Source organism: Phenylobacterium sp., from assembly GCF_025351295.1.
Classification (GTDB): Bacteria; Pseudomonadota; Alphaproteobacteria; order Caulobacterales; family Caulobacteraceae; genus Phenylobacterium.
On record NZ_JANXWD010000105.1, the window covers coordinates 97,903 to 121,551 of the forward strand.

Annotated in this window: 25 protein-coding genes; 16 read left to right on the top strand and 9 right to left on the bottom strand. The window is 70.9% G+C overall.

Features of this window, described 5'->3' with window-relative positions; translation table 11 throughout:
- Window positions 1-72: 72 nt before the first annotated feature.
- Together Q0R13_RS14895 and Q0R13_RS14900 are read left to right on the top strand one after the other, a co-directional pair.
- Window positions 73-642 carry a YdeI/OmpD-associated family protein gene (locus tag Q0R13_RS14895; protein WP_293905247.1) on the top strand — a complete coding sequence of 190 codons (570 nt, stop codon included), beginning with the start codon at window positions 73-75 and terminating at the stop codon, window positions 640-642.
- Window positions 643-650: 8 nt separating this feature from the next.
- Window positions 651-1,001: an MmcQ/YjbR family DNA-binding protein gene (locus tag Q0R13_RS14900; protein WP_293905249.1), complete on the top strand. Its 351-nt coding sequence runs from the start codon at window positions 651-653 to the stop codon at window positions 999-1,001.
- A 54-nt stretch (window positions 1,002-1,055) separates the two neighbouring features.
- On the opposite strand, the gene Q0R13_RS14905 is transcribed toward Q0R13_RS14900, so the two are convergent.
- On the bottom strand, window positions 1,056-1,589 hold the full coding sequence (locus Q0R13_RS14905) for a lipocalin family protein (RefSeq protein WP_293905251.1): 534 nt from the start codon (window positions 1,587-1,589) through the stop codon (window positions 1,056-1,058).
- A 9-nt stretch (window positions 1,590-1,598) separates the two neighbouring features.
- Complete coding sequence (locus Q0R13_RS14910) at window positions 1,599-1,823, bottom strand: hypothetical protein (protein WP_293905253.1); 225 nt, start codon at window positions 1,821-1,823, stop codon at window positions 1,599-1,601.
- Window positions 1,824-1,880: 57 nt separating this feature from the next.
- Between Q0R13_RS14910 and Q0R13_RS14915 the strand changes: the two genes are divergently transcribed.
- Both Q0R13_RS14915 and Q0R13_RS14920 read left to right on the top strand, forming a co-directional pair.
- On the top strand, window positions 1,881-3,407 hold the full coding sequence (locus tag Q0R13_RS14915) for a UbiD family decarboxylase (protein WP_293905255.1): 1,527 nt from the start codon (window positions 1,881-1,883) through the stop codon (window positions 3,405-3,407).
- A gap of 21 nt (window positions 3,408-3,428) precedes the next feature.
- Window positions 3,429-3,830, top strand: coding sequence for an MAPEG family protein (locus Q0R13_RS14920; RefSeq protein WP_293905257.1), 402 nt, complete (start codon window positions 3,429-3,431; stop codon window positions 3,828-3,830).
- A 95-nt stretch (window positions 3,831-3,925) separates the two neighbouring features.
- Here the strand turns inward: Q0R13_RS14920 and Q0R13_RS14925 are convergent, their stop codons facing one another.
- Together Q0R13_RS14925 and Q0R13_RS14930 are read right to left on the bottom strand one after the other, a co-directional pair.
- A complete protein-coding gene (locus tag Q0R13_RS14925) occupies window positions 3,926-4,219 on the bottom strand; it encodes an addiction module antidote protein (RefSeq protein WP_293905259.1) in 294 nt (97 codons plus the stop codon).
- Window positions 4,216-4,509 carry a type II toxin-antitoxin system RelE/ParE family toxin gene (locus Q0R13_RS14930; protein ID WP_293905261.1) on the bottom strand — a complete coding sequence of 98 codons (294 nt, stop codon included), beginning with the start codon at window positions 4,507-4,509 and terminating at the stop codon, window positions 4,216-4,218. Before Q0R13_RS14930 ends, Q0R13_RS14925 begins: the two co-directional genes overlap by 4 nt.
- A 164-nt stretch (window positions 4,510-4,673) precedes the next feature.
- Between Q0R13_RS14930 and Q0R13_RS14935 the strand changes: the two genes are divergently transcribed.
- From Q0R13_RS14935 to Q0R13_RS14945, 3 genes are read left to right on the top strand one after another with little or no spacing between them, the layout of a single operon-like run.
- Window positions 4,674-6,005, top strand: a complete 1,332-nt coding sequence (locus tag Q0R13_RS14935; protein ID WP_293905263.1) for a TldD/PmbA family protein — start codon at window positions 4,674-4,676, stop codon at window positions 6,003-6,005.
- Window positions 6,002-6,793, top strand: coding sequence for a 3'(2'),5'-bisphosphate nucleotidase CysQ (locus Q0R13_RS14940; RefSeq protein WP_293905265.1), 792 nt, complete (start codon window positions 6,002-6,004; stop codon window positions 6,791-6,793). Before Q0R13_RS14935 ends, Q0R13_RS14940 begins: the two co-directional genes overlap by 4 nt.
- 22 nt (window positions 6,794-6,815) lie before the next feature.
- Complete coding sequence (locus Q0R13_RS14945; RefSeq protein ID WP_293905267.1) at window positions 6,816-7,064, top strand: DUF4170 domain-containing protein; 249 nt, start codon at window positions 6,816-6,818, stop codon at window positions 7,062-7,064.
- 43 nt (window positions 7,065-7,107) lie between these two features.
- On the opposite strand, the gene Q0R13_RS14950 is transcribed toward Q0R13_RS14945, so the two are convergent.
- Window positions 7,108-7,797 (bottom strand): sulfur transferase domain-containing protein, encoded by a 690-nt coding sequence (locus Q0R13_RS14950; RefSeq protein WP_293905269.1) that lies wholly within the window; start codon window positions 7,795-7,797, stop codon window positions 7,108-7,110.
- A gap of 171 nt (window positions 7,798-7,968) precedes the next feature.
- On the opposite strand from Q0R13_RS14950, the gene Q0R13_RS14955 reads away from it, so the two are divergent.
- From Q0R13_RS14955 to lpxK, 6 genes are all read left to right on the top strand, one after another.
- Complete coding sequence (locus Q0R13_RS14955; RefSeq protein WP_293905271.1) at window positions 7,969-9,714, top strand: ATP-binding protein; 1,746 nt, start codon at window positions 7,969-7,971, stop codon at window positions 9,712-9,714.
- 82 nt (window positions 9,715-9,796) lie between these two features.
- On the top strand, window positions 9,797-11,587 hold the full coding sequence (locus Q0R13_RS14960) for an ATP-binding cassette domain-containing protein (RefSeq protein ID WP_293905273.1): 1,791 nt from the start codon (window positions 9,797-9,799) through the stop codon (window positions 11,585-11,587).
- Window positions 11,584-12,291, top strand: a complete 708-nt coding sequence (locus Q0R13_RS14965) for a lysophospholipid acyltransferase family protein (protein ID WP_293905275.1) — start codon at window positions 11,584-11,586, stop codon at window positions 12,289-12,291. The genes Q0R13_RS14960 and Q0R13_RS14965 overlap by 4 nt, the downstream gene beginning before the upstream one ends.
- Window positions 12,292-12,323: 32 nt before the next feature.
- Complete coding sequence (locus Q0R13_RS14970; RefSeq protein ID WP_293905277.1) at window positions 12,324-13,331, top strand: cation diffusion facilitator family transporter; 1,008 nt, start codon at window positions 12,324-12,326, stop codon at window positions 13,329-13,331.
- Complete coding sequence (locus Q0R13_RS14975; protein WP_293905279.1) at window positions 13,328-14,581, top strand: 3-deoxy-D-manno-octulosonic acid transferase; 1,254 nt, start codon at window positions 13,328-13,330, stop codon at window positions 14,579-14,581. Before Q0R13_RS14970 ends, Q0R13_RS14975 begins: the two co-directional genes overlap by 4 nt.
- Window positions 14,578-15,594: a tetraacyldisaccharide 4'-kinase gene (gene lpxK / locus Q0R13_RS14980; RefSeq protein ID WP_293905281.1), complete on the top strand. Its 1,017-nt coding sequence runs from the start codon at window positions 14,578-14,580 to the stop codon at window positions 15,592-15,594. Before Q0R13_RS14975 ends, lpxK begins: the two co-directional genes overlap by 4 nt.
- 149 nt (window positions 15,595-15,743) lie before the next feature.
- Here lpxK and Q0R13_RS14985 read toward each other — a convergent pair whose 3' ends face one another.
- Window positions 15,744-16,823 (bottom strand): phosphotransferase, encoded by a 1,080-nt coding sequence (locus tag Q0R13_RS14985; protein ID WP_293905283.1) that lies wholly within the window; start codon window positions 16,821-16,823, stop codon window positions 15,744-15,746.
- Between the two features lie 70 nt (window positions 16,824-16,893).
- Between Q0R13_RS14985 and Q0R13_RS14990 the strand changes: the two genes are divergently transcribed.
- The gene (locus tag Q0R13_RS14990) at window positions 16,894-17,325 is read left to right on the top strand and encodes an SRPBCC domain-containing protein (protein ID WP_293905285.1); all 432 of its coding nucleotides are present in this window, start codon (window positions 16,894-16,896) and stop codon (window positions 17,323-17,325) included.
- Here Q0R13_RS14990 and purD read toward each other — a convergent pair.
- Entirely contained in the window at window positions 17,322-18,590 is a 1,269-nt protein-coding gene (gene purD / locus Q0R13_RS14995; RefSeq protein ID WP_293905287.1) for a phosphoribosylamine--glycine ligase, read from the bottom strand. The two genes, Q0R13_RS14990 and purD, sit on opposite strands and share 4 nt — an antisense overlap.
- Before the next feature lie 262 nt (window positions 18,591-18,852).
- Here purD and Q0R13_RS15000 point away from each other — a divergent pair, with 262 nt between their 5' ends.
- A complete protein-coding gene (locus tag Q0R13_RS15000; RefSeq protein WP_293905289.1) occupies window positions 18,853-19,509 on the top strand; it encodes a sensor histidine kinase in 657 nt (218 codons plus the stop codon).
- Between the two features lie 247 nt (window positions 19,510-19,756).
- On the top strand, window positions 19,757-22,060 hold the full coding sequence (locus Q0R13_RS15005) for a tetratricopeptide repeat protein (RefSeq protein WP_293905291.1): 2,304 nt from the start codon (window positions 19,757-19,759) through the stop codon (window positions 22,058-22,060).
- A gap of 132 nt (window positions 22,061-22,192) precedes the next feature.
- Here the strand turns inward: Q0R13_RS15005 and Q0R13_RS15010 are convergent, their stop codons facing one another.
- Complete coding sequence (locus Q0R13_RS15010) at window positions 22,193-22,846, bottom strand: hypothetical protein (protein WP_293905293.1); 654 nt, start codon at window positions 22,844-22,846, stop codon at window positions 22,193-22,195.
- Window positions 22,843-23,649: an NAD(P)-dependent oxidoreductase gene (locus tag Q0R13_RS15015; RefSeq protein ID WP_293905295.1), complete on the bottom strand. Its 807-nt coding sequence runs from the start codon at window positions 23,647-23,649 to the stop codon at window positions 22,843-22,845. Before Q0R13_RS15015 ends, Q0R13_RS15010 begins: the two co-directional genes overlap by 4 nt.

Genomic DNA, 23,649 nt, shown 5'->3' on the forward strand with positions numbered 1-23,649 from the left:
TCGCTCGATCCCGCGATCCCTATAACCCCCCTACGGGTGAGGAGAGCGGCTGTGGGATCGGATGCGGAGCCCATGTTCTTTGCGACGCCGGGCGAATGGCGCGCCTGGCTGCAGGCGAACCACGCCACCGAAATCGAGCTCTCGGTCGGGTTCTGGAAGACGGACAGCGGCAAGGCCTCGATCACCTGGCCGCAGAGCGTCGACGAGGCGCTGTGCTTCGGCTGGATCGACGGGGTCCGCCATCGGATCGACGACGCGGCCTACCGAATCCGCTTCACGCCCCGCAAGCCCGGTGGCATCTGGAGCCAGGTGAACGTCAGACGGTACGCCGAGCTGCAGGCGCAGGGCCGCATCCGCCCCGCCGGCCAGGCCGCCTACGATATCGGCAAGGACCGCACCCAGGTCTATTCCTATGAACGCGCGACCGCCGAGTTCACGCCGGAAGAGGCCGCGCGCTTCCAGGCCAACGCCGCCGCCTGGGCCTTTTTCCAGGCCACGCCGGCCGGCTACCGCAAGGTCTCGATCCATCGCGTGGTGTCGGCCAGGGGCGCGGCCACCCGGCTCAGACGCCTCGACTTCCTGATCGACGCCTCGGCGCAAGGCCTTAGACTGGGCTCGCCCACCCAGATCGATCGAGGCTGAGACGCCCCATGACCAAGGACGAGATGACCGCCATCGTGATGGCCTTTCCGGGCGCCGAACCGGGGATGAGCTATGGCAGCCCGTCGTTCAAGCTGAACGGCAAGTTCTTCACCCGCCTGCGCCGCGAGGACCAGAGCGTGGTGCTGCTGGACATCGGCCCGGACGAGCGCGAGATGCTGATGGAGGCCGAACCCGCCACCTTCCACATCACGCCGCACTACAAGGACTATCCCAGCGTGCTGGCGCGGATCGAGACCCTGCACCCCGGCTCGTTCCGCAACTTCCTGGAACGCCGCTTCCGCAAGATCGCCAAGAAGACGGCGGTCAAGGCGTGGGAGGCGGAGCGCGCGCGCTCCTAATGATCGTCATCCCGCAGACAAGCCGCGGGATGACGATCAAGAGACAGGAGGTGGTTACTTCGCCGCCAATTCCGGGAATTCCAGCGCGCCGGTGTAGCCCCAGCTCTTCACCTCGGCGGTCAGCTTCTCGACCAGCTCGGCCGAGGGGTGGGGGTCGCGGGTGTAGATGTTGATCATGTCCATGTTGGGCGTGGACTGCAGGAACCACTCGTTGGTGTGGTCGATCATCCAGTACTCGCGGGCGATCGGCACGAAGCCGAACAGCTGGTAGCTGACGTGGACCTTGGTGTTCTGGCCGGGGTTGAGGATCTTCAGCGGCCCGCCAATCACTTTCTCCTTGCCGGTCGGGGTCTGGTCGCGGCAGCCGTCGCGCTGGGTGACCTTGTCGCCCTTGCGCAGGTAGTCGGTATAGCCGGCAACGCAGCCGTCGGTGAGCTTCATCGGGGTGCGGCCGATCTCGTACCAGCGGCCGTTGAAGAAGTTGGCCGCGTCCACCGGCTTGGCGGGTTCCGGCGCCTTCTGCGCATCGGCGGCGAGGGCGGGTCCCGCCAGGGCGAGGGCCATCAGCGTGGCGGTGAGGGTTTTCATGGGTCGCTCCTAGAATTCATCTTCGATAGAGGCGCGGAAGTGCTCGAACACCTCGCGCAGCTTCTGGTCCGGTTCGATCTCCGGCTCGGCGTCTTCCGGCTCCGGCGCGTCGGGCGCGATCAGCCGGCCGACCACCGCGCCGTGCTGCACCAGCAGCAGTTCCTCGCCGGCCGGCAGGTCGGTCAGCACGGCGGCGATCCTGGGCGGCAGGTCATCTAGGTCGAGGCGGGCCATGGGGCAATCCTAGACCGCTTCCGGCGCCGCGGGTAAACCCGCCCAAAGGGAACATTGATGGCTTACCGATCGCTGCGCGAATTCCTGACCAAGCTCGAGGCCGCCGGCGAACTGGTCCGCGTCAGCGAACCGGTCTCCACCCAGCTGGAGATGACCGAGATCCAGCGCCGGCTGCTGCGCGACGGCGGCCCGGCGGTGCTGTTCGAGAACGTCATCCGCGCCGACGGCGAGCGCTCGACGATGCCCTGCCTGGTCAACCTGTTCGGCACGGTGAAGCGGGTGGCCATGGGCGTCACCCTGGAGGGCAAGGAACGCACCACCGCCGGCGAACTGCGCGAGGTGGGCGAGCTGCTGGCCTTCCTGCGCCAGCCCGAACCGCCGCGTGGCCTGAAGGACGCGATGGAGATGCTGCCGTTGGCCAGGACGGTGATGAGCATGCGGCCGCAGGTGCGCAAGACCGCGCCGGTGCAGGAGATCGTCTGGAGGGGTGACCAGATCGACCTGACCAGGCTGCCGATCCAGGGCTGCTGGCCGGGCGAGCCGGCGCCGCTGATCACCTGGCCGCTGGTGGTGACCAAGGGCCCCTCGCAGACCCGCGAGGACGACTACAACCTGGGCATCTATCGCATGCAGGTGCTGGGCAAGGACCGCACCATCATGCGCTGGCTGGCCCACCGCGGCGGGGCCCAGCACCACCGCCGCTGGAAGGCGCAGGGCAAGCGCGAGCCGCTGCCCGCCTGCGCAGTGATCGGCGCCGATCCGGGCACGATCCTGGCCGCGGTCACCCCGGTGCCGGACACGCTGTCGGAGTACCAGTTCGCCGGCCTGCTGCGCGGCGCCAAGCTGGACCTGGTTCCCGCGAAGACCGTCCCGCTGATGGTCCCGGCCCAGGCCGAGATCGTGCTGGAGGGCCATGTGCTGCTTGACGAGTACGCCGACGAGGGGCCGTACGGCGACCACACCGGCTACTACAACTCGGTCGAACAGTTCCCGGTCTTCCAGGTCAGCGCGATCACCATGCGCAAGGACCCGATCTACCTCTCCACCTTCACTGGCCGGCCGCCGGACGAACCGTCGGTGCTGGGCGAGGCCTTGAACGAGGTGTTCATCCCGCTGTTGCAGCAGCAGTTCCCGGAGATCGTCGACTTCTGGCTGCCGCCGGAGGGCTGCAGCTACCGCATCGCGGTGGTGTCGATGAAGAAGGCCTACCCCGGCCACGCCAAGCGGGTGATGATGGGCGTCTGGAGCTATCTGCGCCAGTTCATGTACACCAAGTGGGTGATCGTCGTGGACGACGACATCGACGCCCGCGACTGGAAGGACGTCATGTGGGCGCTCTCCACCCGCATGGACCCGGCCCGCGACATCACGCTCATCGAGAATACCCCCATCGACTACCTGGACTTCGCATCGCCGGAGAGCGGGCTGGGATCGAAGATCGGGCTGGACGCCACCAACAAATGGCCGCCCGAGACCCACCGCGAGTGGGGCGAGAAGCTGGGGATGGACCGCGCCACCATCGACGCGGTGACCGAGAAGTGGGCTAGGCTGGGGTTGCCCGGCGACGGTCGACCGGTCGAGTAGCGACACAAAGAGGACGCCACGATGGATCCGAAGGATTCCGTTCACGCCGCGGCCCTCTGGGCAGGGCTGCATCTGATCCTGCTGCTGGTGCTGGCCGTGCTGGTCACCCGCCAGCGGCGCAAGCACCACGTGGTGCTGGGCGACGGCGGCGTGCCAGGCCTGACCCAGGCGGGCCGGGCGTTCGGCAATGCGACGGAATATGTGCCGGCCGCCCTGGTGGCGCTGGCGATCCTGGCGCAGGCGGGCGCGCAGCCGATGCTGATCCACGGCATCGGCCTGGTGCTGTTCGGGGGCCGGGTGCTGCATGCGCTGGGCCTGTCGCGGGGCGACGGGACCGGGTGGCCGAGGGCGGCCGGGGTGCTGGCCACCTGGGTCGCCTACATCGCCGCGGCTGCGGCGCTTTTGTTCTACGCCATCCCCTGAGCCTGACCGTCGTCCCGCGGCTGGTCCGCGGGATGACGCACTACGTCGAGGCTGCGGCCTTTACGGCACCCCGCGCGCCTGGGCTCGGGGTCCGCCTATGCCGCCTGCGGCGTCTTTACCGTCAGATGGAGGCCGAGCGCGCCCATGACCCGTAGCACGGTGTCAAGGCTTGGGTTCCCGTCGGCACTTAGCGCCTTGTACAGCGCCTGACGCGAAAGCCCGGTCTTCTCCGCCAGCTCGGTCATGCCGCCCGCCCGGGCCACGACGCCCAGCGCAGTCGCGATGTGCGCGGCGTTCGCGTCCTCGAAGGCCGCTTCGAGGAAATACGCCACGTCGTCGGCCGTCTCGATCCCGTCGGCCGCATCGAAGGGAAGGGTCTTCGGGGTCATCTCATACCTCCTTCGCCAGTTGCCTGGCCCGCGATGTCCCGGGCCTGGGTGGACTTGTCTCCGCCGCACAGGAGCACGATCAGTTGCTCGCCGCGCCGCACGAAATAGAGCCGGTAACCCGGCCCGTAGTGGATGCGCGCCTCGGTGACACCCTCGCCAACCGAGGCGACATCGCCGAGATTGCCGACTGCGATCCTGAGCACCCGATCGGAGATCCGTTGCATCGCGCGGCGGTCTCGCAGCGCGCCGAGCCATTCGGCGAACGCCTCGGTCTGGCGCACCTCGAGCATGCGACACCGTAGGCGAGACAAGAGGATCGTCAACTATAAGCGACACCAAAATCGATCAAACCACAGACCCCGATCCCCCACGAGTCGGGGGCGAACCGTGACGGCCAGGGATGCGGCGAAGCGCCGGGGTTGTTCCCTCTGCCCGTTCCCGCCATATCCCTGCGATGGACGAAACCCTGTTGAACGAGGTCGTGGCCGCCGCCCTGAAGGCCGGAGCCGATGCGGCCGAAGCGGTCGGCGCCGACCGGCGCAGCCTGTCGATCTCCGTCCGCATGGGCGCCCTGGAAGAGGTCGAGCGCGAGGAATCACGCGACCTGGGCCTGCGGGTGTTCGTGGGCCGGCGGCAGGCCACCGTCTCCCGCTCGGACATCTCCGCCGAGGCCCGCGCCAAGCTGGTGGAGCGCGCGGTGGCCATGGCCCGGCTGGCGCCCGAGGACCCCTATGCCGGCCTGGCCGACCCAGACCGGCTGGCCAAGGGGCCGCTGCTCGACCTCGACCTCTACGACCCGACCGAGCCCTCCGCCGAGGCGCTGGAGGCGCGCGCGCGGATCGCCGAAGCGGCCGCCCGCGCGGTGCCCAAGGTCACCAACTCCGACGGCGGCAGCGGCGCCTGGTCGTCCTCGCAGTGGACCATGGTGACCAGCGCCGGCTTCACCGGCGTGCACCGCGCCTCGGGCTTCTCCATCGGCGCCTCGGCGATCGCCGGCGACGACGACGGTATGGAGACCGGCTATGACGGCCGCTCGGTCCGCTGGCAGGCCGACCTGCCGGCGCCGGAGACGCTGGGCGCCGAGGCCGGCCGCCGGGCCGCCTCGCGGCTGGGGGCGCGCAAGATCGCCTCGACCACCGCCCCGGTGATCTTCGAGAACCGCCTGGCCGGATCGCTGATGGGTCCGCTGATCGGCGCCATCTCCGGCCCCTCGATCGCGCGCGGCACCTCGTTCCTCAAGGACAAGCTGGGCCAGCAGCTGTTCGCCAAGGGCATCTATCTGAAGGACGACCCGCACAAGCTGCGCGGCCTCGGCTCCTCGCCCTTCGACGACGAGGGCGTGGCCAACGCGGCGCACAATCTGATCGACGACGGGGTGCTGACCACCTGGCTGCTGAACTCGTCCTCGGCCCGCCAGCTGGGCCTCAGCACCACCGGGCACGCCTCGCGCGGCCTGGCCGGCCCGCCCGGCGTCTCGACCTCCAACCTGACCTTCCAGCCGGGTGATCGCGACCAGGCCGGGCTGATGGCCGACGCGGGCGAGGGCCTGCTGATCACCTCGATGTTCGGCCCGTCCCTGAACGGCAACACCGGCGACTGGTCGGTGGGCTGCTCCGGCTTCTGGTTCGAGGGCGGCGAGATCGCCTATCCGGTCAACGAGATCACCGTGGCCGGAAACCTGCTGGAGATCTTCAGCCGCGTGGTTCCGGGCTCCGACCTGGAGATCCGTGGCGCCGCCAACGCCCCGTCGCTGCTGGTGTACGCGCTGGCCATCGCGGGTCGATGAAGCAGGACCTCGACCTGATCGTGCAGGCCGCGCAGGAGGCCGGGGCCCTGGCCCGTAACCTCCGTCGCAAGGGCCTGGAGGTCGAGTACAAGGCCGAGGACAACACCCCGGTGACCAACGCCGACCTGGCCGCCGACAAGCTGCTGACCGCGCGCCTGCGCGCGGCACGGCCCGACTACGGCTGGCTGTCCGAGGAGACCGCCGACGATTCCCGGCGCATGGAGCACCGACGCATCTTCGTGGTCGATCCGATCGACGGGACGCGCGCGTTCCTGAAGGGCCGGCCCTGGTGGTCGGTGTCGATCGCGGTGGTGGAGGACGGCCTGACCGTGGCCGGCGTGGTCTTCGCCCCTGAGGTGGACGAGATCTATGCGGCGACCGCCGGCCAGGGCGCCACCCGCAACAACCGCCCGATCCAGCCCAGTGGCGCCACGGACCTCGACGACTGCCGCATGGCCGGCGATCCGATGGTCTTCGCCCACTGGTCCTGGCCCACGCCGTGGCCGGAGACCATGCGGGTCGAGCAGCGCAATTCCACCGCCTACCGCATGTGCCTGGTGGCGGCCGGGGAGTTCGACGCCGCCGTGGCGCCGGTGCGCAAGTCCGACTGGGACGTCGCGGCCGGCGATCTCATCGCCCGCGAAGCCGGCTGCTTCGTGGGTGATCACAACGGCTGCGCGTTCCGCTACAATCGCCGGCGCCCGTCACAGGCCAGCCTGATCTGCGCCACCCCGGCCCTCGCGCCATTGATCCTGGCGCGGGTGTCGCATATTGGCGCGGCGAAATGACCTCTGCTGAAACGAACCGCACATGCCCGACAAACAACTCCTCCACCTCGTCATCGGCGGGGAACTGAAATCGCTCGATGGACCGCCCGAGTTCTCTGACCTGACCAAGGTCGACCTGGTCGGCGCCTATCCGACCTACCAGGACGCCGCCAAGGCGTGGCGCGCACGGGCCCAGCAGACCGTCGACAACGCGCTGATGCGCTATTTCATCATCCACGCCCACAAGCTGCTGGATCCCGACAGCGACGAGCACCACGACCACCACCACTAGGCCGTCATCCCGCGGCTTGTCCGCGGGATGACGCTCGTAGGGGTCACTCCCGCCGCAGCACGCCCTCGGTCAGCGCATTGGCCCACATGTTGGTGCGGAAATCGGCCTTGATGCCGGCCGGGTCGTACAGCGGGCTCTGCACCCATTCGAGGAAGCTCATCCCGGCCGGCTCGCCCTCAGTGAGGTAGCGGGCGAAGGTGTAGTCCAGCACGCCGGTCTTGCCGTGGCGGATGTGCAGGTAGCGGAACGACAGCTGGTCCAGCGCCGCGCGGATCGGCAGGCCCTTGCGGAAGTGCAGGTAGAGCACGCTCATGATCCCGGCCCGGTCCGCGCCGGACTTGCAGTGCATCAGCGCCGGATACTCCAGGGTCTCGAACAGCCGCTTGGCCGCCAGCACCCGCTCGCGGCTGGGGACCTCGCGCGAGGTGATAGTGAAGTTGACGAAGGTCAGGCCCAGCCGCGCGCAGGCGTCCTTCTCCAGGGCGTGGAAACTGGCGTCGAAGCCGCCGCGCAGGTTGACGACGGTGCGGATGCCGCGGGCCTTCCACGCGGCGAGCTGGTGCGGCCAGGGCTGGTTGGCGCGCACCAGCTCCTCGGAGATCCAGTGGGCGTTGGAGAAGCCCAGCCGAAGATAGGCGTGGTCGTTCCAGAGGTAGTCCGCATAGGTCACCGCCCGCCCCAGCGGCGTGGTCAGGTCGAACCGGCCAGGTTCGGGAGCGGGCGCATCGGTCATCGGGCCTAAGTAGGCCGCGGCGCGCGCCAGCGAAAGCGGTCGGCGTGCGGGCCGGCGCCGCGACAATCTGTCCACCGGCTCCGCGAACGGCGTCATCCGCGTTTGCACTTTCACAAGCCGGGCCATGCGACGGTTCCGTCACGAGGTCGTAGGCCGGGGGGCCAAGCGCGCATGGAAGCCATAGACCCTGCCAGCCTTCGGGTGCTGCGGTGGCGCGTCGAGGACCTGGTTCCCCGCCTCTCCCAGGCGGTGCTGATCGGCGCGCTGGTGTGGCTGCAGATCCGGTCGCCGTTGGCGTTCGCGTGGCTCGCCGTCGCCGTGGCCACGGCACTGATCGACTCGGCGGTGTCACGGCGCTTCCTGTCCAGGATCCATGACCGCCGCCTCGCCGTGATCAACGACATCACCCGGACGGTCTCGGCGGCCTCCTTCGCCGCGGTGTGCCTGCTGATGCTCACCGACCGTTCCGGGTTCGGCCTCGCCGCGGCGATCCTGGCGGCCTGCGCGATCAACCTGAACAACGTCATGATGACCCGCGGCGTGCGGCGCTTCACCCTGAGCATCACCTCGCCCTCGTCAGTGGTGCTGGCCGCCCTGCCGCTGACCGCCTGGGCGACGGGCAACTCCCTGACCCTGACGGGGGCCGTGGTGATGACGGTCGGCGCCCTGGCCTACACGATCTTCATCGTCAGGCTGGCCGGCGCGTTCTTTAAGGAAGGCCATGCCCTGCGCGAGGCTCTGGAGGCGGCGGAGGCCGCCAGCCGGGCCAAGAGCAGCTTCCTCGCCGTCACCAGTCACGAGATCCGCACGCCGCTCAACGGCGTGCTGGGCATGGCCCAGGCGATGGAGAACGACGCGCTGTCGCCGGACCAGCGGGCCCGCGTCGGGGTGATCCGCCAGTCGGGCGCGGCGCTCCTGCAGCTGTTGAACGACATCCTTGACCTGTCGAAGATCGAGGCCGGCAAGCTCGACGTCGAGTGCGCGCCGTTCGACCTCGAGGCCGTGGTGGTGAGCGCGATGGACGCCTTCAGCGCCAGCGCCGTCAACAAGGGCCTGGCGTGCGAGCTCGCCTTCGACCCGGAGGTCCGGGGCGCCTTCGACGGGGACGCCGCGCGGGTCCGCCAGGTGCTCTGCAACCTGATCTCCAACGCGGTGAAGTTCACGGAAGCCGGCGCGGTGACGGTGTCGGTCGCAGCGCGGCCCGGCGGCGTGCGGCTCAGCGTCACCGACACCGGGCCCGGCGTGCCCGCCGGCCTCGCCGAGCGGCTGTTCGACAGGTTCACCCAGGCGGACTCCTCCACCACACGGCGCTTCGGCGGCACGGGCCTCGGCCTGGCGATCAGCCGGGAGCTTTGCCAGGCCATGGGCGGGACTATCTGCGTCGAGAGCCCGCCCGGCGGCGGCGCCACCTTCATCGTCGACCTGTCGCTGGCCCGGAGCCACGCCCAGGGCGCGCCCGACGCGCCGCTCGCCATCGAGCCGCACCGGCCGGGCGAGACGCCCCTGCGGGTGCTGGCCGCCGAGGACAATGCGATCAATCAGCTGGTCCTGCGCACCCTGCTGGAACAGATCGGCGTCCAGGCCACCCTGGTCGACACCGGCGCCGAGGCCGTCGCGGCCTGGGAACAGGGCGGCTTCGACCTGATCCTGATGGACGTCCAGATGCCGCAGATGGACGGACCGGAGGCCACGCGCCTGATCCGCGCCCGCGAGGCGGCCAGCGGCCGGCGCCGCACGCCGATTGTGGCGCTTACCGCCAATGTCATGAGCCACCAGGTCGAGAGCTATCTGGCCGCGGGCATGGATGGCTATGTCGGCAAGCCCATCGCCATCGCCGAGCTCTATGCCGCCATTGCCGCGGCCGCGAGCGCAGCGGAGCCGGCGGACGCGGACGCCGTGGCCGATCGGGTCGCCTGACGCGCCAGGGCTTTGGCTAGGCGGGGCTTTGGCTAGGCGGGCCAAGCTTGACACCGGCGGCGCAACATCCGACCCCAGGCCGATGAGCGAGCGCGCCCCGCCCGAGCTTTCCGCCCGCGCCCTGGTCGCGCGGGTGGCGCGCAACTATCTGGCGCCGCGCTGGATGGCCTGGACGGCCGCGCTGGTCGCCGGGATCGCGGCGGCGTGGTTCACCACCGCCCTGGTGCAGATCCTGGAGCCGGCCACCAACGACCTGATCGGCCACCCCAAGGCCGGGACCCTGCTGGTCCTGCCCCTGACCATCGCGGCCTATGCCGTGGGCCGGGCCGTCGCTCAGGTGGTGCAGGCGACCTTCGTCAACCGGATCGGCAACGCCGTGGTCGGCGACATCCAGCTGCAGCTGTTCGGCAAGCTGGTCCGCGCCGACCTGGCGCATCTGCGCCGCCAGCACTCCGGGGCCTATGTGTCCTCGGTGCTCTATGACGCCGGCCTGATCCGCGAGGCGGCGACCTCGGGGGTGATCAACTACACCCAGCACGGGCTGATCGTGATCGGGGCGATCACGGTGATGGTGTCGAACGACCGGCTGCTGTCGATCGTGCTGATCCTGGCCGCGCCGATCGCCACCTGGATCATGCGCCGCTTCGCCAAGCGGACCACCAAGGCCGCCAAGGGCGCCATGGCCGAGACCTCGGCGCTGTCCACCGCGATCATGGAGAGCCTGGACGGCGTGCGCGTCGTGAAGCTGGAGAACCGCGAGGCCTATGAGGAGGCCCGCGTCGGCGAGGTGGTGCGGCGGCGGCAACAGCACCTGGTCAAGGGCGCCAACGCCCGGGCCCGCGCGGCGCCGGCCACCGAGCTGCTGATGACCCTGATCATGGCCGTGGTGATCGGCTATGCGGGTTGGCGCGCCAGGCAGGGCGGGATGACGGTCGGCGCCTTCGTGGCCTTCCTGGCGGCGCTGGGCGTGGCCTCGCAATCGCTGCGCCAGCTGGCCAACCTGCAGACGGTGTTCGCCGAGGGGATGTCGGCCGCACGCCGGCTGTTCGCCGCCCTGGATGTGGAGCCGGAGGTGCGCGAGCGGGCCAGCGCCCTGCCCTTGCCGGTCGGCCAAGCCACCATCGCCTTCGAGGCGGTCAGCTTCGCCTATGGCGGCGACGGGCCGCCGACCCTCGCCGAGGTCAGCTTCGAGGCGCGGCGCGGCGAGACGGTGGCCCTGGTCGGCCCCTCGGGCGGCGGCAAGACCACGATCCTCAACCTGATCCCGCGCTTCTACGACCCGACCGCGGGGCGGGTGACGATCGACGGCCACGATGTGCGCGACGTGACCCTGCCGTCGCTGCGCGAGCAGATCGCCCTGGTCACCCAAGAGCCGTTCCTGTTCGACGACACCATCCGCGCCAACATCGCCTATGCGCGTCCCGAAGCAAGCCCGGCTGAGGTCGAGGCAGCGGCGCGGGCGGCGGCGGCGCATGAGTTCTTCGAGGCCCTGCCGGGCGGCTACGGCGCGCTGGTCGGCGAGGCCGGCGCGCGGCTGTCCGGCGGCCAGCGCCAGCGGGTTGCCATCGCGCGGGCCTTCCTGAAGGACGCCCCGATCCTGTTGCTGGACGAGGCCACCAGCGCGCTGGACACCGAAAGCGAGGCCCAGGTGCAGGCGGCGCTGAAGCGGCTGATGGCCGGGCGCACCACCATCCTGATCGCCCATCGCCTGTCGACCGTGCGCGGCGCCGACCGCATCTATGTGGTCGACAAGGGCCGGATCGTCGAGACCGGCGACCACACCGGCCTGGTGAAGGAGCGTGGCCTCTATGCCCGGTTAGCGCAGACTCAAGACCTTGGGGGCCAGGACCTGGAGGCGGAGCCCGCCGCGTGAAGGCCTTCCTGCGCAGCGACGCGGTGCAGGCGGTGCTCGGCTGGCTGCTGGGGACCTATCTGCGGATAATCCTCTCCACCGTGCGCTGGCGGCACGAGAACCTGGCGTGCGTCGAGCCCGTGCTGGCCGGCGACAGCGGGGCCATCGCGCTGTTCTGGCACGGCCGCATCCCGCTCTGCCTGGCCACCGCCCCGCAGTGGTGGCGCAAGCGCACCAGGGCCCTGATCTCGCCCTCCAGCGACGGCGAGTTCATCGCCCGCGCGCTGGCGATGTCGGGTTTCCCGGCGATCCGCGTCTCGTCCGCCAAGACGGGCGACACCGAGAAGATGCGCCAGGCGATCGCGGCGATCCGCGAGGCGACCAACTGGGTCCGGGACGGCGGCGCCCTGGTGGTCACCCCGGATGGCCCACGCGGTCCGAACGAGGCGATCGCGCCCGGCGCCCTGCAGATCGCCCGCCGCTCCGGCCAGCCGGTCTTCCTGATGGGCATCGCCGCCAACCCCGCGTGGCAGGTGGCAAGCACCTGGGACAAGGTGCTGTTCGCCGCCCCCTTCGGCCGCGGCGCCGTGGTGTGGGACGGGCCGCTGCATGTCCCCGCCGACGCAAATGAGGCCACCGTCGCCGCCCTGATCGAAGATTGGTCGCGGCGCCTCTCCGCCGCCACACGGCGGGCGGAGATCCTGGTGGGACGCCCCGCGCATTGATCGCCCGGGCGGTCGGTGAGACATAGGCGGCAATGGCGCACGACCATCACGATCACGATCACGATCACGGGCACGCGGACGCCGATGCGCGCGACCATGGCCAGGGCCAGGGCGCGCACAGCCATGGGGGCCACAGCCACGCGGGCGGCCACCACCACCATGCGCCGGCCAACATGGGCCGCGCCTTCGCCATCGGGGTGATCCTCAACAGCGTCTTCGTGCTGGCGGAGGGCGGGACCGGGCTGTGGACGGGGTCCCTGGCGCTGATGGCCGACGCCGGCCACAACCTCTCCGACGTGCTGAGCCTGCTGCTGGCCTGGGGGGCCACGGTGCTCGCCAAGCGCGCGCCCGCCGGGCGGCGGACCTACGGCCTGCGCAAGGCCACCATCCTGGCCTCGCTGGCCAATGCGGTGCTGCTGCTGGTGGCGGTGGGCGCGATCGTCTCGGAGGCGGTGGACCGGATCGCTTCGCCGGCCCCGGTCGACACCCAGGTGGTCATGCTGATCGCCAGCCTGGGGGTGCTGATCAATGGCGCCACCGCCATGCTGTTCATGCGCGGCAGCCATTCCGACCTCAATGTCCGCGGCGCCTTCGTGCACATGGCCAGCGACGCGGCGGTGTCCCTGGCCGTGGTGGTCGGCGCCTTTGTCATGTCCCGGACCGGCCTGCTGTGGATCGATCCGGCGCTGAGCGTGGCGATCGCCGCGGTCATCGTGCTGGGCACGTGGGGGCTGCTGCGTGACTCGGTGGACTTGGCGATGGACGCCGCCCCGCGCGGCATCGACGTCGACGCGGTGCGCGGCTGGCTCGGGGGCCTGCCGGGGGTCGAGGACGTGCACGACCTGCACATCTGGGCCATGAGCACCACCGAGACGGCGCTGACCGCCCACGTCCTGCGCCCGCAGAACCCGGACGGCGACAGGTTCCTGCACATGGCCTGCGAGGGTCTGGCGAACCGCTTCCAGATCGGCCACGCCACATTGCAGGTGGAGACCGACGCCGCCCACGCCTGCCGCCTCGCCCCGGCCGAGGTGGTGTGACGACGACCCTGCCGCTGGCCCTCTACGGCGTGGCGACGGGCGTCCTGGAGCCCTTTGCGCCGGCCATCCTTCGCAGTCGGGCCCGGCGGGGCAAGGAGGACGCCCGGCGGCTGTCCGAGCGCCTCGGCCGGGCTCCGAGGCCGCGGCCCGACGGCGGGCTGGTCTGGCTGCACGGCGTCAGCGTGGGCGAGACCACCTCGCTGCTGCCGTTGATCGCGGCGCTGCGGGCGCGACGCCCCGACCTCACCCTGCTGGTGACCTCCGGCACGGTGACCGCCGCCAGCCTGCTCGGCCAGCGGCTGCCCGAGGGCGTGATCCACCAATATGCGCCGGTGGACGCGCCCGGCGCCGTGCGGCGCTTCCTGGACCACTGGCGGCCGGGCCTGGCGGTGTTCGTGGAGAGCGAGCTGTGGCCGAACCTGATCCTGGCGGCGGCGGCGCGCGACGTGCTGCTGGCCCTGGTCTCCGCGCGGATGACCCAGGCCAGCGCCGAGCGCTGGGCCGGCTGGGCGGGTTCGGCGCGGGCCCTGCTGGGCGCCTTCGACCTGATCCTGCCGCAGGACGCGGCCACCGAAGCGCGCTTCCGGACCCTGGGCGTCGCGCCCGGCGCGCGCCTCAACCTGAAACTGGTGGGTGAGCCGCTGCCCGCCGATCCGGCCGAGCTGGCGCGTCTCCAGGCCGCCGTCGCCGGCCGCAAGGTCGTGCTCGCCGCCAGCACCCATCCGGGCGAGGAGGCCCCGATCGCCGAGGCGTTCAGGAAGGCCGCACCGGATCCGGCGGCGGCGCTGCTGATCGTCGTCCCGCGCCACCCCGACCGTGGCCCGGCCATCGCACGCGAGCTCGGCGCCACCCGCCGGGGCGCGGATGAGGCGCCCACCGGGGCGATCCACGTCGCCGACACCCTGGGCGAGCTCGGGCTGTTCATCCGCCTCGCGGACGTCGTGGTGATGGGCGGCAGCTTCGTCCCCGGGGTCGGTGGCCACAATCCGCTGGAGCCGGCGCGGATCGGGCGACCGATCCTGACCGGGCCGTACGCCTTCAACGCCGCCGACACCTATGCCGACATGGTCTCGGACGCCGCCGCCATCGAGGCGAGCGACGGCGCCACGCTGGCCCGCCACCTCCGCGGCCTGTTGCACAACCCCGCCATCGCGCGGCGGATGGGCGAGGCCGCGTTGGCCTATGCGGGCCGCCAGGGCGCGGCGCTGGACGGCGCCATGGCCCTGCTCGAGCCCCTGCTGCCGGCATGAAGCTGGCCACGCCGCGCTGGTGGTATTTCCGCGATGCCCGCATCGCCCCGGTCAGCCGCGCCCTGCTGACCCCCGTCTCCTGGATCTGGGCCGCCGTCACCGCGCGGCGGATCGCCCGGGGCCAGCCCTATGACCCCGGCGTGCCGGTGATCTGCGTCGGCAACCTCACGCTGGGCGGGACCGGCAAGACCCCGGTGGTGCGCGAGATCGCGCGGCGGCTGGGTGGCGCGGTCCTGTCACGCGGCTACGGCGGGTCGCTGGCGGGACTAGTGCGGGTGGATCCGGCGCGCCACACCGCCGCCGAGGTGGGCGACGAGCCGCTGATGCTGGCCCAGGACCTGGCGGTCTGGGTCTGCCGCGACCGGGCCGCCGGCGCGCAGGCAGCGGCGGCCGGCGGGGCGAAGCTGATCGTCATGGACGACGGCCACCAGAACCCCGACGTCGCCAAGACCCTGTCGCTGGTGGTGGTGGACGGCGAGACGCGAGACGACGAGTGGCCGTTCGGCGACGGCCGGGTGTTCCCCGCCGGGCCGATGCGCGAGCCGCTGAAGGTGGGGCTGGCCCGCGCTGACGCCGCGGTGATCCTGCTGCCGGCCGACGTGGAGGCTCCAGATCCGGAGCTGCTGGCGGCCCTGGCCTCGGTCCCGGTGCTGGTGGCGCGGCTGACGCCCGCCGCGCCGCCGCCGTCGGGGCCCCAGCTGGGCTTCGCGGGCGTCGGCAAACCCTGGAAGGTGGAGCGGACCCTGCGCGCCGCCGGCTGCGAGCTGGCCGACTTCTGGCCCTTCCCCGACCACCGCGCCTATGACGAGCCGACCCTGCGCCGGATCGCCGAGCGGGCCGCCCTGTTCGACGCGGGCCTTGTCACCACCGAGAAGGACTGGGCGCGCCTGCCGGCCGCCTGGCGCGACCGCGTCACGCCCTGGCCGGTGCGCGCGGTGTTCGAGGACGACGCGGCGCTGGAGGCGATCCTGGCGAAGGCCAGCGGTCCGCCAGCCTTCGACCCCGGAGGCTGAAGCCGAGTTCTCCTCACCCGTAGGGGGAGGGGGACCCTGCGCAGCAGGGTGGAGGGGGCTTGCAGGATGGGGCTCGGCGGTGACGGTCCCCCTCCCCCTATGGGTGAGGAGAACTGTGCCTGAGCGGCCAGCCTGAACGCCGATCGGCCCTATGCCTTCGCCCCGGCCTTCTGGGCGTAGGCCCAGCTCATCTGCGCGAGGCCCAGCACTCTGGGAGCCATGTTGGCGGCGTCCGGGTGGTTCGCGGTCCCGTCGCGCACCCGGCCCAGGATGCCCTGCAGGATGCCCGCCAGCTTGAAGGCGTTGTAGGCGAAGAACCAGTTGAGGTCGTGCAGGCCCGAGCGGCCGGTCAGGCTGCAGTAGTACGCCACGGCCTCGTCGAGGGTGGGGATGCCGTGCGCCTTCAGGTCGGGGATCGTCGAGATCGTGCCGTTGACCCACCCCATCAGCATGTAGGTGAAGTCGGCCAGCGGCTCGCCCAGCGTCCCCAACTCCCAGTCCAGCACCGCGATCACCCGCGGCTCGGTGGGATGGAAGATCATGTTGTCGAGCCGGTAGTCGCCGTGGACGATCGAGGTGCGCTCCTGCGCCGGCAAGCTCTGCGGCAGCCATTCGATCAGCCGGTCGATCTCCGGGATGTCGACGGTCTCGGAGGCCTTGTACTGCTTGGCCCAGCGGTCGACCTGACGGCCCATGTAGTTGCCGGGCCTGCCGTAGTCGGAGAGGCCGATGGCCGCATAGTCGGTGTTGTGCAGATCGGCCAGGGTCTTGATCTTGGCCTTGAAGATGGCGTTGCGCTGGGCGGGCGTGGAGGCCGGCAGCGCCTGATCCCACAGGATCCGGCCCTCGACCATGTCCATGATGTAGAACCAGGTGCCGATGACGCTGTCGTCGACGCAGAGGCCATAGGTCTTGGCGACCGGGAAGCCGGTGGGGCCCAGGGCCGAGATCACCTTGTACTCGCGGTCGACCGCGTGGGCCGAGGGCAGCAGCTTGCCCGGCGGCTTGCGGCGCAGGACATATTTCCGGCCCGGCGTGATCAGCTGGTAGGTGGGGTTGGACTGGCCGCCCTTGAATTGCCGCACCTCCAAGGAACCTGCATAGCCGGCGACGTTGGCCTGCATCCAGCGGTCGAGGGCGGCCTCGTCAAAGCGGTGCGACGGGGCCACATCCTTGGTGCCGGTATTGGCCAGTTCGCGGGCCTGTTCGGCGACTTCGGCCTCAGCCATGGCGTTTTCCCCAGCGTCTCGTACGTTTGTTTGAAGTCTTTTACAGAGGGGCCCGGCCTCGGAGCAAGGCATGGTCGAGGACGTCCAGACGATCATCGAGATCGCCGCCCCGCGCGAGGTGGTCTGGCGCGCGCTGACCAAGCCGGCGCTGGTGGTCCAGTGGCTGGGCTGCCTGCAGTTCCAGCCGGTGGCGGGCCACATCTTCTACCTGCAGCCGGATCGGGCGCGGCGGCTGGCCGGCGACGTCACCGACGCCATCGCCTGCCGGATCGAGGTGCTGGACCAGCCGCGACGGCTGAGCTTCAGCTGGGGCTTCCCGGACGTGCCGGACACCTGGGTCGACATCCGCCTGCGCCGCATCCCCGGCGGCACCCATGTGCGCCTGGTCCACTCCGGCTGGGACCAGTTCGAGGCGCGCGAGACCGAGGACGTGCGCGGCGGCCTGGGCAAGGCCTGGCACAGCGTCGCCCTGCCGGCGCTGCGGCGGGTGGCGGAGTCCTAGCCCAGCGCCCGCCAGCCGATATCTCGGCGGCAGAAGCCGTCGGGGAAGTCGATGGCGTCCACGGCGGCATAGGCCTTGTCGCGGGCCTCCCGCAGGGTGGGCGCGCGGGCGCAGACGTTGAGCACCCGGCCGCCGAAGGCGCGCAGGATGCCGGCCTCATCGGCCTTCGTGCCGGCGTGGAAGACCGCCACGTCGGGGCCGAAGTCGGCGTCGGCGCCGCGGATCTCGCCGCCGGACCGGGGCTTGTCCGGATAGCCCTGGGCGGCCATGACCACGCAGACCGCCGCGTCGTCGCGCCAGGCCGGCGGCGGCATCCCGGCCAGCCGCCCGGTGGCGCAGGCGACGAGGTAGGGCACGAGGTCGCTCTCCAGGCGCAGCATCAGCACCTGGCACTCCGGGTCGCCGAAACGGACATTGAACTCCACCAGCTTGGGCCCGGCCGCCGTCGCCATCAGCTCCACGAACAGCACCCCGCGATAGGGCGCCCCGTCCGCGGCGATGCCGGCGAAGGCGGGCTCGGCCAGCCGCTCACGGGTCTGCTCCACCACGGCCGGCGTGAACACCGGGGCCGGCGAATAGGTCCCCATGCCGCCGGTGTTCGGCCCCCGGTCGCCGTCGAAGGCGCGCTTGTGGTCCTGGGCCCAGCCGAACAGCATCGAGGTCTTGCCGTCACAGAGCGCGAACAGCGAGCCGATCTCGCCCTCCAGGAACTCCTCGATCACCACCCGCGCGCCGGCCGCGCCGAACCGGCCGCCGAAGGCGTCGTCGATCGCCGCCTCGGCCTCGGCCCGATCCGGCGCGATCACCACGCCCTTGCCGGCCGCCAGCCCGTCGGCCTTGATCACATAGGGCGGTTCGAAACGGTCGAGGGCGGCCTTGGCCGCGGCGGCGTCCCCGCAGACGGCATAGGCGGAGGTCGGCAGGCCGTAGCGGTCGCAGAACGCCTTGGTGAAGGCCTTGGACGACTCCAGCTGGCCCGCCTGGGCCGTGGGTCCGAAACAGGCGAAGCCCGCCGCCTGCGCCGCATCGGCCAGACCCGCGGCCACCGCCGATTCCGGTCCGATCACCACCAGATCCGCGGCGATCTCCCGCGCCAGGGCCACCAGCCCGGCCACATCCGTCGCCGCCACGTCGCGCAGCTCGCACTGCGCCGCCATGCCGGGGTTGCCGGGGGCGGCGACCAGGCGGCGGACCAGCGGCGAGGCCGCGATCTTCCAGGCCAGGGCATGTTCGCGCCCGCCGGAGCCCACAAGCAGGATGTTCATGGGGCGGCTTTGGCGTGGCGCTCCGGCGGGGTCAAGCCGCCACAACGGCCCCTCGTCCGGCGGGGCGCGGCCACATGGCGCCGGGGCATAGTGTCGCGCATGCCGGCGCGCCGAGCGGAAAACATCATGTCGCCGCCTCGGCATCGGGCGTTTTCGCCTTAAAGATATCGTGTTCGCTGACCGGCGGCGCCAAGTCGCAGCATCGCCGGGCTCAACCTGCGCTAAGCTAGGGGTCTCGCTTGGCCAAACGACGGGAGACGGGATGGCCCAAACGACTAACGACAGCGCCGAGCTCGCGCTCGCGCGGCAGGCGGCGCGCCATCGAGAGGTCGAGCATCGGGTCAAGAACACCCTGCAGCTGATCTCCTCGATCGCCTTGCTGCAGGGCCGCCGGGCGCAGGACGAGGCTGCGCGCCAGGCGTTGCGGGCCATCCAGCAGCGGGTCGCCGCGGTCAGCGTGGCGCATCGCCACGTCGGCTGGAACGACGATGCCGAGCAGGTGGAGGTCGCCGCCCTGGTGCGCGAGATCGTCAGCGACCTGGCCGGCTCGGCGGGCCGCGAGGGCGTGGCCATCGACCTGGACCTCGAACCGGTGACCATCCCGGGCCGCCAGGGGGCCCCGGTGGCGCTGCTGCTCAGCGAGACCGTCGGCAATGCGCTGCGCCACGCCTTCCCCGAGGGCCGCTCCGGCCGGGTCCGCGTGACCCTGCGCCGGTTGGGCGGGACGTTCGAGCTCAGCGTCGCGGACGACGGCGTCGGTCTGGCGGTGGACGCCACGCCTGCCAGCGGCTTTGGCCTGACCGTCGCTCAGCTCATGGCCCAGCAGCTCCGCGGCCGGCTGGTCACCGAGCCGGCGCAACCGGGCCTGCGCCTCACCGTGACCGTGCCCATGGACCCCCAGGCTGCGACGCGTGGCTAGAGCGCGTCAGGCGAAAGTGGATCCCGGTTTCGCCACCCGACGCGCTCTAATTCAAAGAGTGAGAGCCTTTTTATCTGGTTCGAGTGAGTCCACTTGAACCAGAAAGGCTCTGGCGGCCTGCGGCGCGCGGAGACGATCTGATCCCGACGTCGCGCGTCTCGGGGTCAGCTGCGGCCAGGCCGGGCTAGCCACGAAAGAGCGGGAGCCTTAAGTCAGCGCGCGGGGACGGCGCACAGAAGGCTCTAGGATGACCGATCGGTTGGCGGCGGCGCAGGCGGCGTTGAACGCGGGGCGCAGGGACGAGGCGATCGCCGAACTGACCGCCGCGGTGACCGAGGATCCCGCCCGCACCGTCCAGGTCTACCGCGCCCTGGTCGTCCAGCTGTATACGGCGGGCCGCTTCGCCGAGGGCGCGGAGATGGCCGCCAAGGCCATGGCGCGGCATTCACGCGATTACGACCTGTTGAATACTTACGGGGTGCTGCTGCGCAAGCTGCGCCGCCAGCCCGAGGCCGTGAAGGTGCTCGAGGCGGCGATCAAGCTCAACCCCAAGACCCTGGCCGCCCAGCAGAACCTGGGCAACGTCCTGCTCGACCTGAATGACGGCGCCCGCGCCGAAGGGCTGTTCACCAAGCTGGTCCGCGTGGAGCCACGCAACGCCGAATTCGTGCGCCAGCTGGGCCGCTCGCTGATGAAGCAGGGCAAGGTGGAGCCGGCGCTTTCGCGGCTGCGCCAGGCGGTGACGCTGAAGCGCGACAATATCGACGCCTGGCTCGACATCATCGGAATCCTGCACGAGGAGCACCGGCCGGAGGAAGCCGAGATCCAGATCGAAAAGGCCATCGCCGCCAACCCCGACGACCCGCGCCTGCTGGAGGGCAAGGTGATGATGATGCGCCGCTCGGGCCAGATGCGCCGCGCAGAGGCCTTCATGGAGGCGCTTCTGCCGACACATGGCGACGCGGCATGGCTGCACAGCCAGCTCGGGGCGCTGATCTCCGACTGGGACCGGGAGCGCGCCACCGCCCTGCTGCGCCGCGCGGCGCAGCTGGAGCCGGACCGGATCGACTACGCCGCCCTGATGATCGAGAACCTGGAGCGGACCCGGAGCGGCGACGAAGGCGGCCACATCGAGGAGGCCTATCAGCTCGCCAAGCGGCTCATGCCCCGCAAGGACGAGTTCACCGACGCGACCAACAAGATCCTCAACGAGGTCTTCATCCGGGTCTGCGACTTCGACGCCCTCGAACGGATCGGCGACTTCCGCACCCTGGGCCGCGCCTGGGCCTCGGGCGGCCGGCATTCGGCCCTTCTCAAGCAACTGGCCCGGGTCAGGACCGACGAGGACCGCGCCGAACTGGTGGAGCAGCACCGCATCTGGGGGCGCGCGGTGGAGACGGCGGCGGCGCGGCGGCCGATCAAGCGGCCCCCGCCGCGGCCGGCCGGCGGCAAGATCCGGCTCGGCTTCATGTCGTCGGACCTGCGCCAGCACCCGGTCGGTTACTTCGCCCTGCCGCTGTTCGACCACGTCGACACCGAGCGGTTCGAGGTGTTCGTCTACTCCTACTTCCAGGGCAAGGAAGACCCCGCGATCCGCTACATCACCTCGAAGATCAGCGGCTACCGCTGGTGGCCGGACATCTCCACCGCCCAGGCGGCCGAGCGGATCGCCGAGGACCAGCTCGACATACTGATCGAGCTGGGCGGCTCGACCCACATGAACAAGCTGGACGTCATGGCCTATCGCCCGGCGCCCCTGCAGGCGAGCTGGCTGGGCTATCCGCACTCTGCGGGGCTGGCGGCCATCGACTACTTCATCTGCGATCCCTACAGCCAGCCGACCCGGCCGGAATATCTGATCGAGACACCGCTGGAGATGCCCAAGACATGGCTGGCGCTGGGCCGGGCGTTCTTCTCGGACCGCAACGAGATCACCCCGGGCCTGCCCTCGGAGCGCAAGGGCCACGTCACCTACGGCACCGCCAACAACCCGCACAAATACAGCCGCGAGGTGTTGCGCGCCTGGGCCCGGGTGGTGGCCGCCACGCCGGGGGCGAAGTTCGCCGTCATCCGGCCCGAGGGCAGCGGCGCCAGCTTCCGCGAGAACTTCGCCGCCCAGTTCGCCCTGGAGGGGGTCAGCGCCGACCGCGTCGAGTTCCACGCCATCCGCGGCGCGCACCTGCCCTACTATAATGAGATCGACATCTCTCTGGACCCGTTCCCGCTGACCGGCGGCACCACCACGGCCGAGAGCCTGTGGATGGGCGTGCCGCTGATCACCAAGATGGGCGAGATGTTCCACGAGCGGCTGAGCTATTCGATCCTGTCCAACGCCGGCCTGGGCGACCTCTGCGCCCGCGACATGGACGAATACCAGGCGCTGGCCGTGGCGCTGGCCGCCGACACCGAGCGCCGCCGCATGCTCCGCACCGGCCTGCGCGACCAGCTCCGCAACTCCCCCCTGGGCCAGACCGAGGAATTCGCCAGGGACTTCTACGACATGATCCACGGCGCGGTGACGGCGCGGCTGCCGGCGGCGAAGCGGGCGTAGCGGCAGCGCCCCCTGCACCCCTTCGCGGTCCCCCTCCCCCGTTGGCACGGGGGAGGAACTGTCGCGACTCTGTTCTCAACCGCTTGCGGGGGAGGGGGACCGCGAAGCGGTGGAGGGGGCGCTGCGGCGCGCTCAGAGCCGGAAGTACTCCCCCAGCAGATCGTCCGGCCGCGGCTGGAACGCCAGGTCACCGCCGGCGCCGCGGAAGGCGATGACGCCCGGCGGCACGGTCTTGTTCACCGCGCTGACGCCCTGGCTGAGCACCGCGTCGTCGCCGATCATCGAGCGGCCGATGACGGCGGTGTTGGGGTAGAGCACCACCCGGTCGCCGATCACCGGGATCTGGTCCTTGTGCCGGCCCACGGTCGAATTCTGGTAGAGCACCAGGTAGTTGCCGTAGGTGGCCTTGGCCAGCACGATGCCCACCGAGTGGCCGATGTAGAACACCTCCGGCATGGCGATCTCGTAGAACAGGTCGATGCCGTTCAGCGCCTTGTTCATCAGGAACAGCCGCGTCGCCGCCGCGGTATCGCCCGAGCGCCGGTGGATCGTGTTGGCGAGGTAGTAGAGGAAGATGCAGTGCTGCGAGGACTGCAGCACATTGAACTGGTCCATCCGCCAGGGGGCGCAGGCGTTGATGCAGACGTGCATCCGCCCCAGCGCCTCGTCGAGGTGGGCGTCCAGCGCCTTGCGGAACGCCGCCTCGCGGCCGTCGGGCACGATCGCCACGCACTGGGCGGTGAGGTAGGCCACCAGGCTGTCGCGGGTGTGGTCCAGCAGCTTCACGCCTTCAGCCCCTCCAGGTAGGCCGCGACCACATCCTTCACCGGCCGGGCGCGGACGCCAAGCGCCGTGAGGCGCTCGACCGAGGCGTTGGGCGGCGGCAGCGGATTGGCGGCGCCGGTGAAGCTCACCCACCAGCCGGCCGCCTCGAACACCCGGGCGATGTCGGCGTTGGTGGCCAGGGCGCCGGCGGCGACGTTGTAGACCTGGGGCTGGCCGGCCGCGATGGCGATCAGGGCGGCGACGGCGTCGTCCAGGTGGATGTAGTCGCGGGCGATGTTGGGGCTGGAATTGAGCTTCAGGTCGCGGGTCGCCCGGGCCGCGATCAGCCACTCCGACAGGAAGCCCGGCGCGCCGTCGGCCCAGTCGTAGACGTTCGACAGCCGCGCCACCGCGCCGCGGCCGCCGGTGCGGGCCAGGCTCAGGTTCTCGCCCAGCGCCTTGGAGAGGTCGTAGACCCGGCGCGGGTCGGCGGGGTCGAAGACCAGCGGCTCGGCCTCGTGCGCCTGCGGCTTGCGCTGGCCGTCGTAGAGGCGGGTGGAGGAGCAGTAGACCAGCCGCGTGAACCGATCGGCGCGGATCACCTTGCTGACCAGGCTGGCATGGGCCTCCACCGTGTCGAACGGGCGGGCGTCGTAGTCGGCGGTCAGGCCGGCGCAGTAGAACACCGTCCCCAGGTCGCGGGTCAGCAGGTCCGGGTCGCCCTTGGCCGGGGCGTAGACCTCCCAGCCGCCGGCCCTCAGCCGCCCTGCCAGCCGCGCGCCGACGAACCCCGCCGCGCCCACCACGGTGGCGAGGCCGGCCAA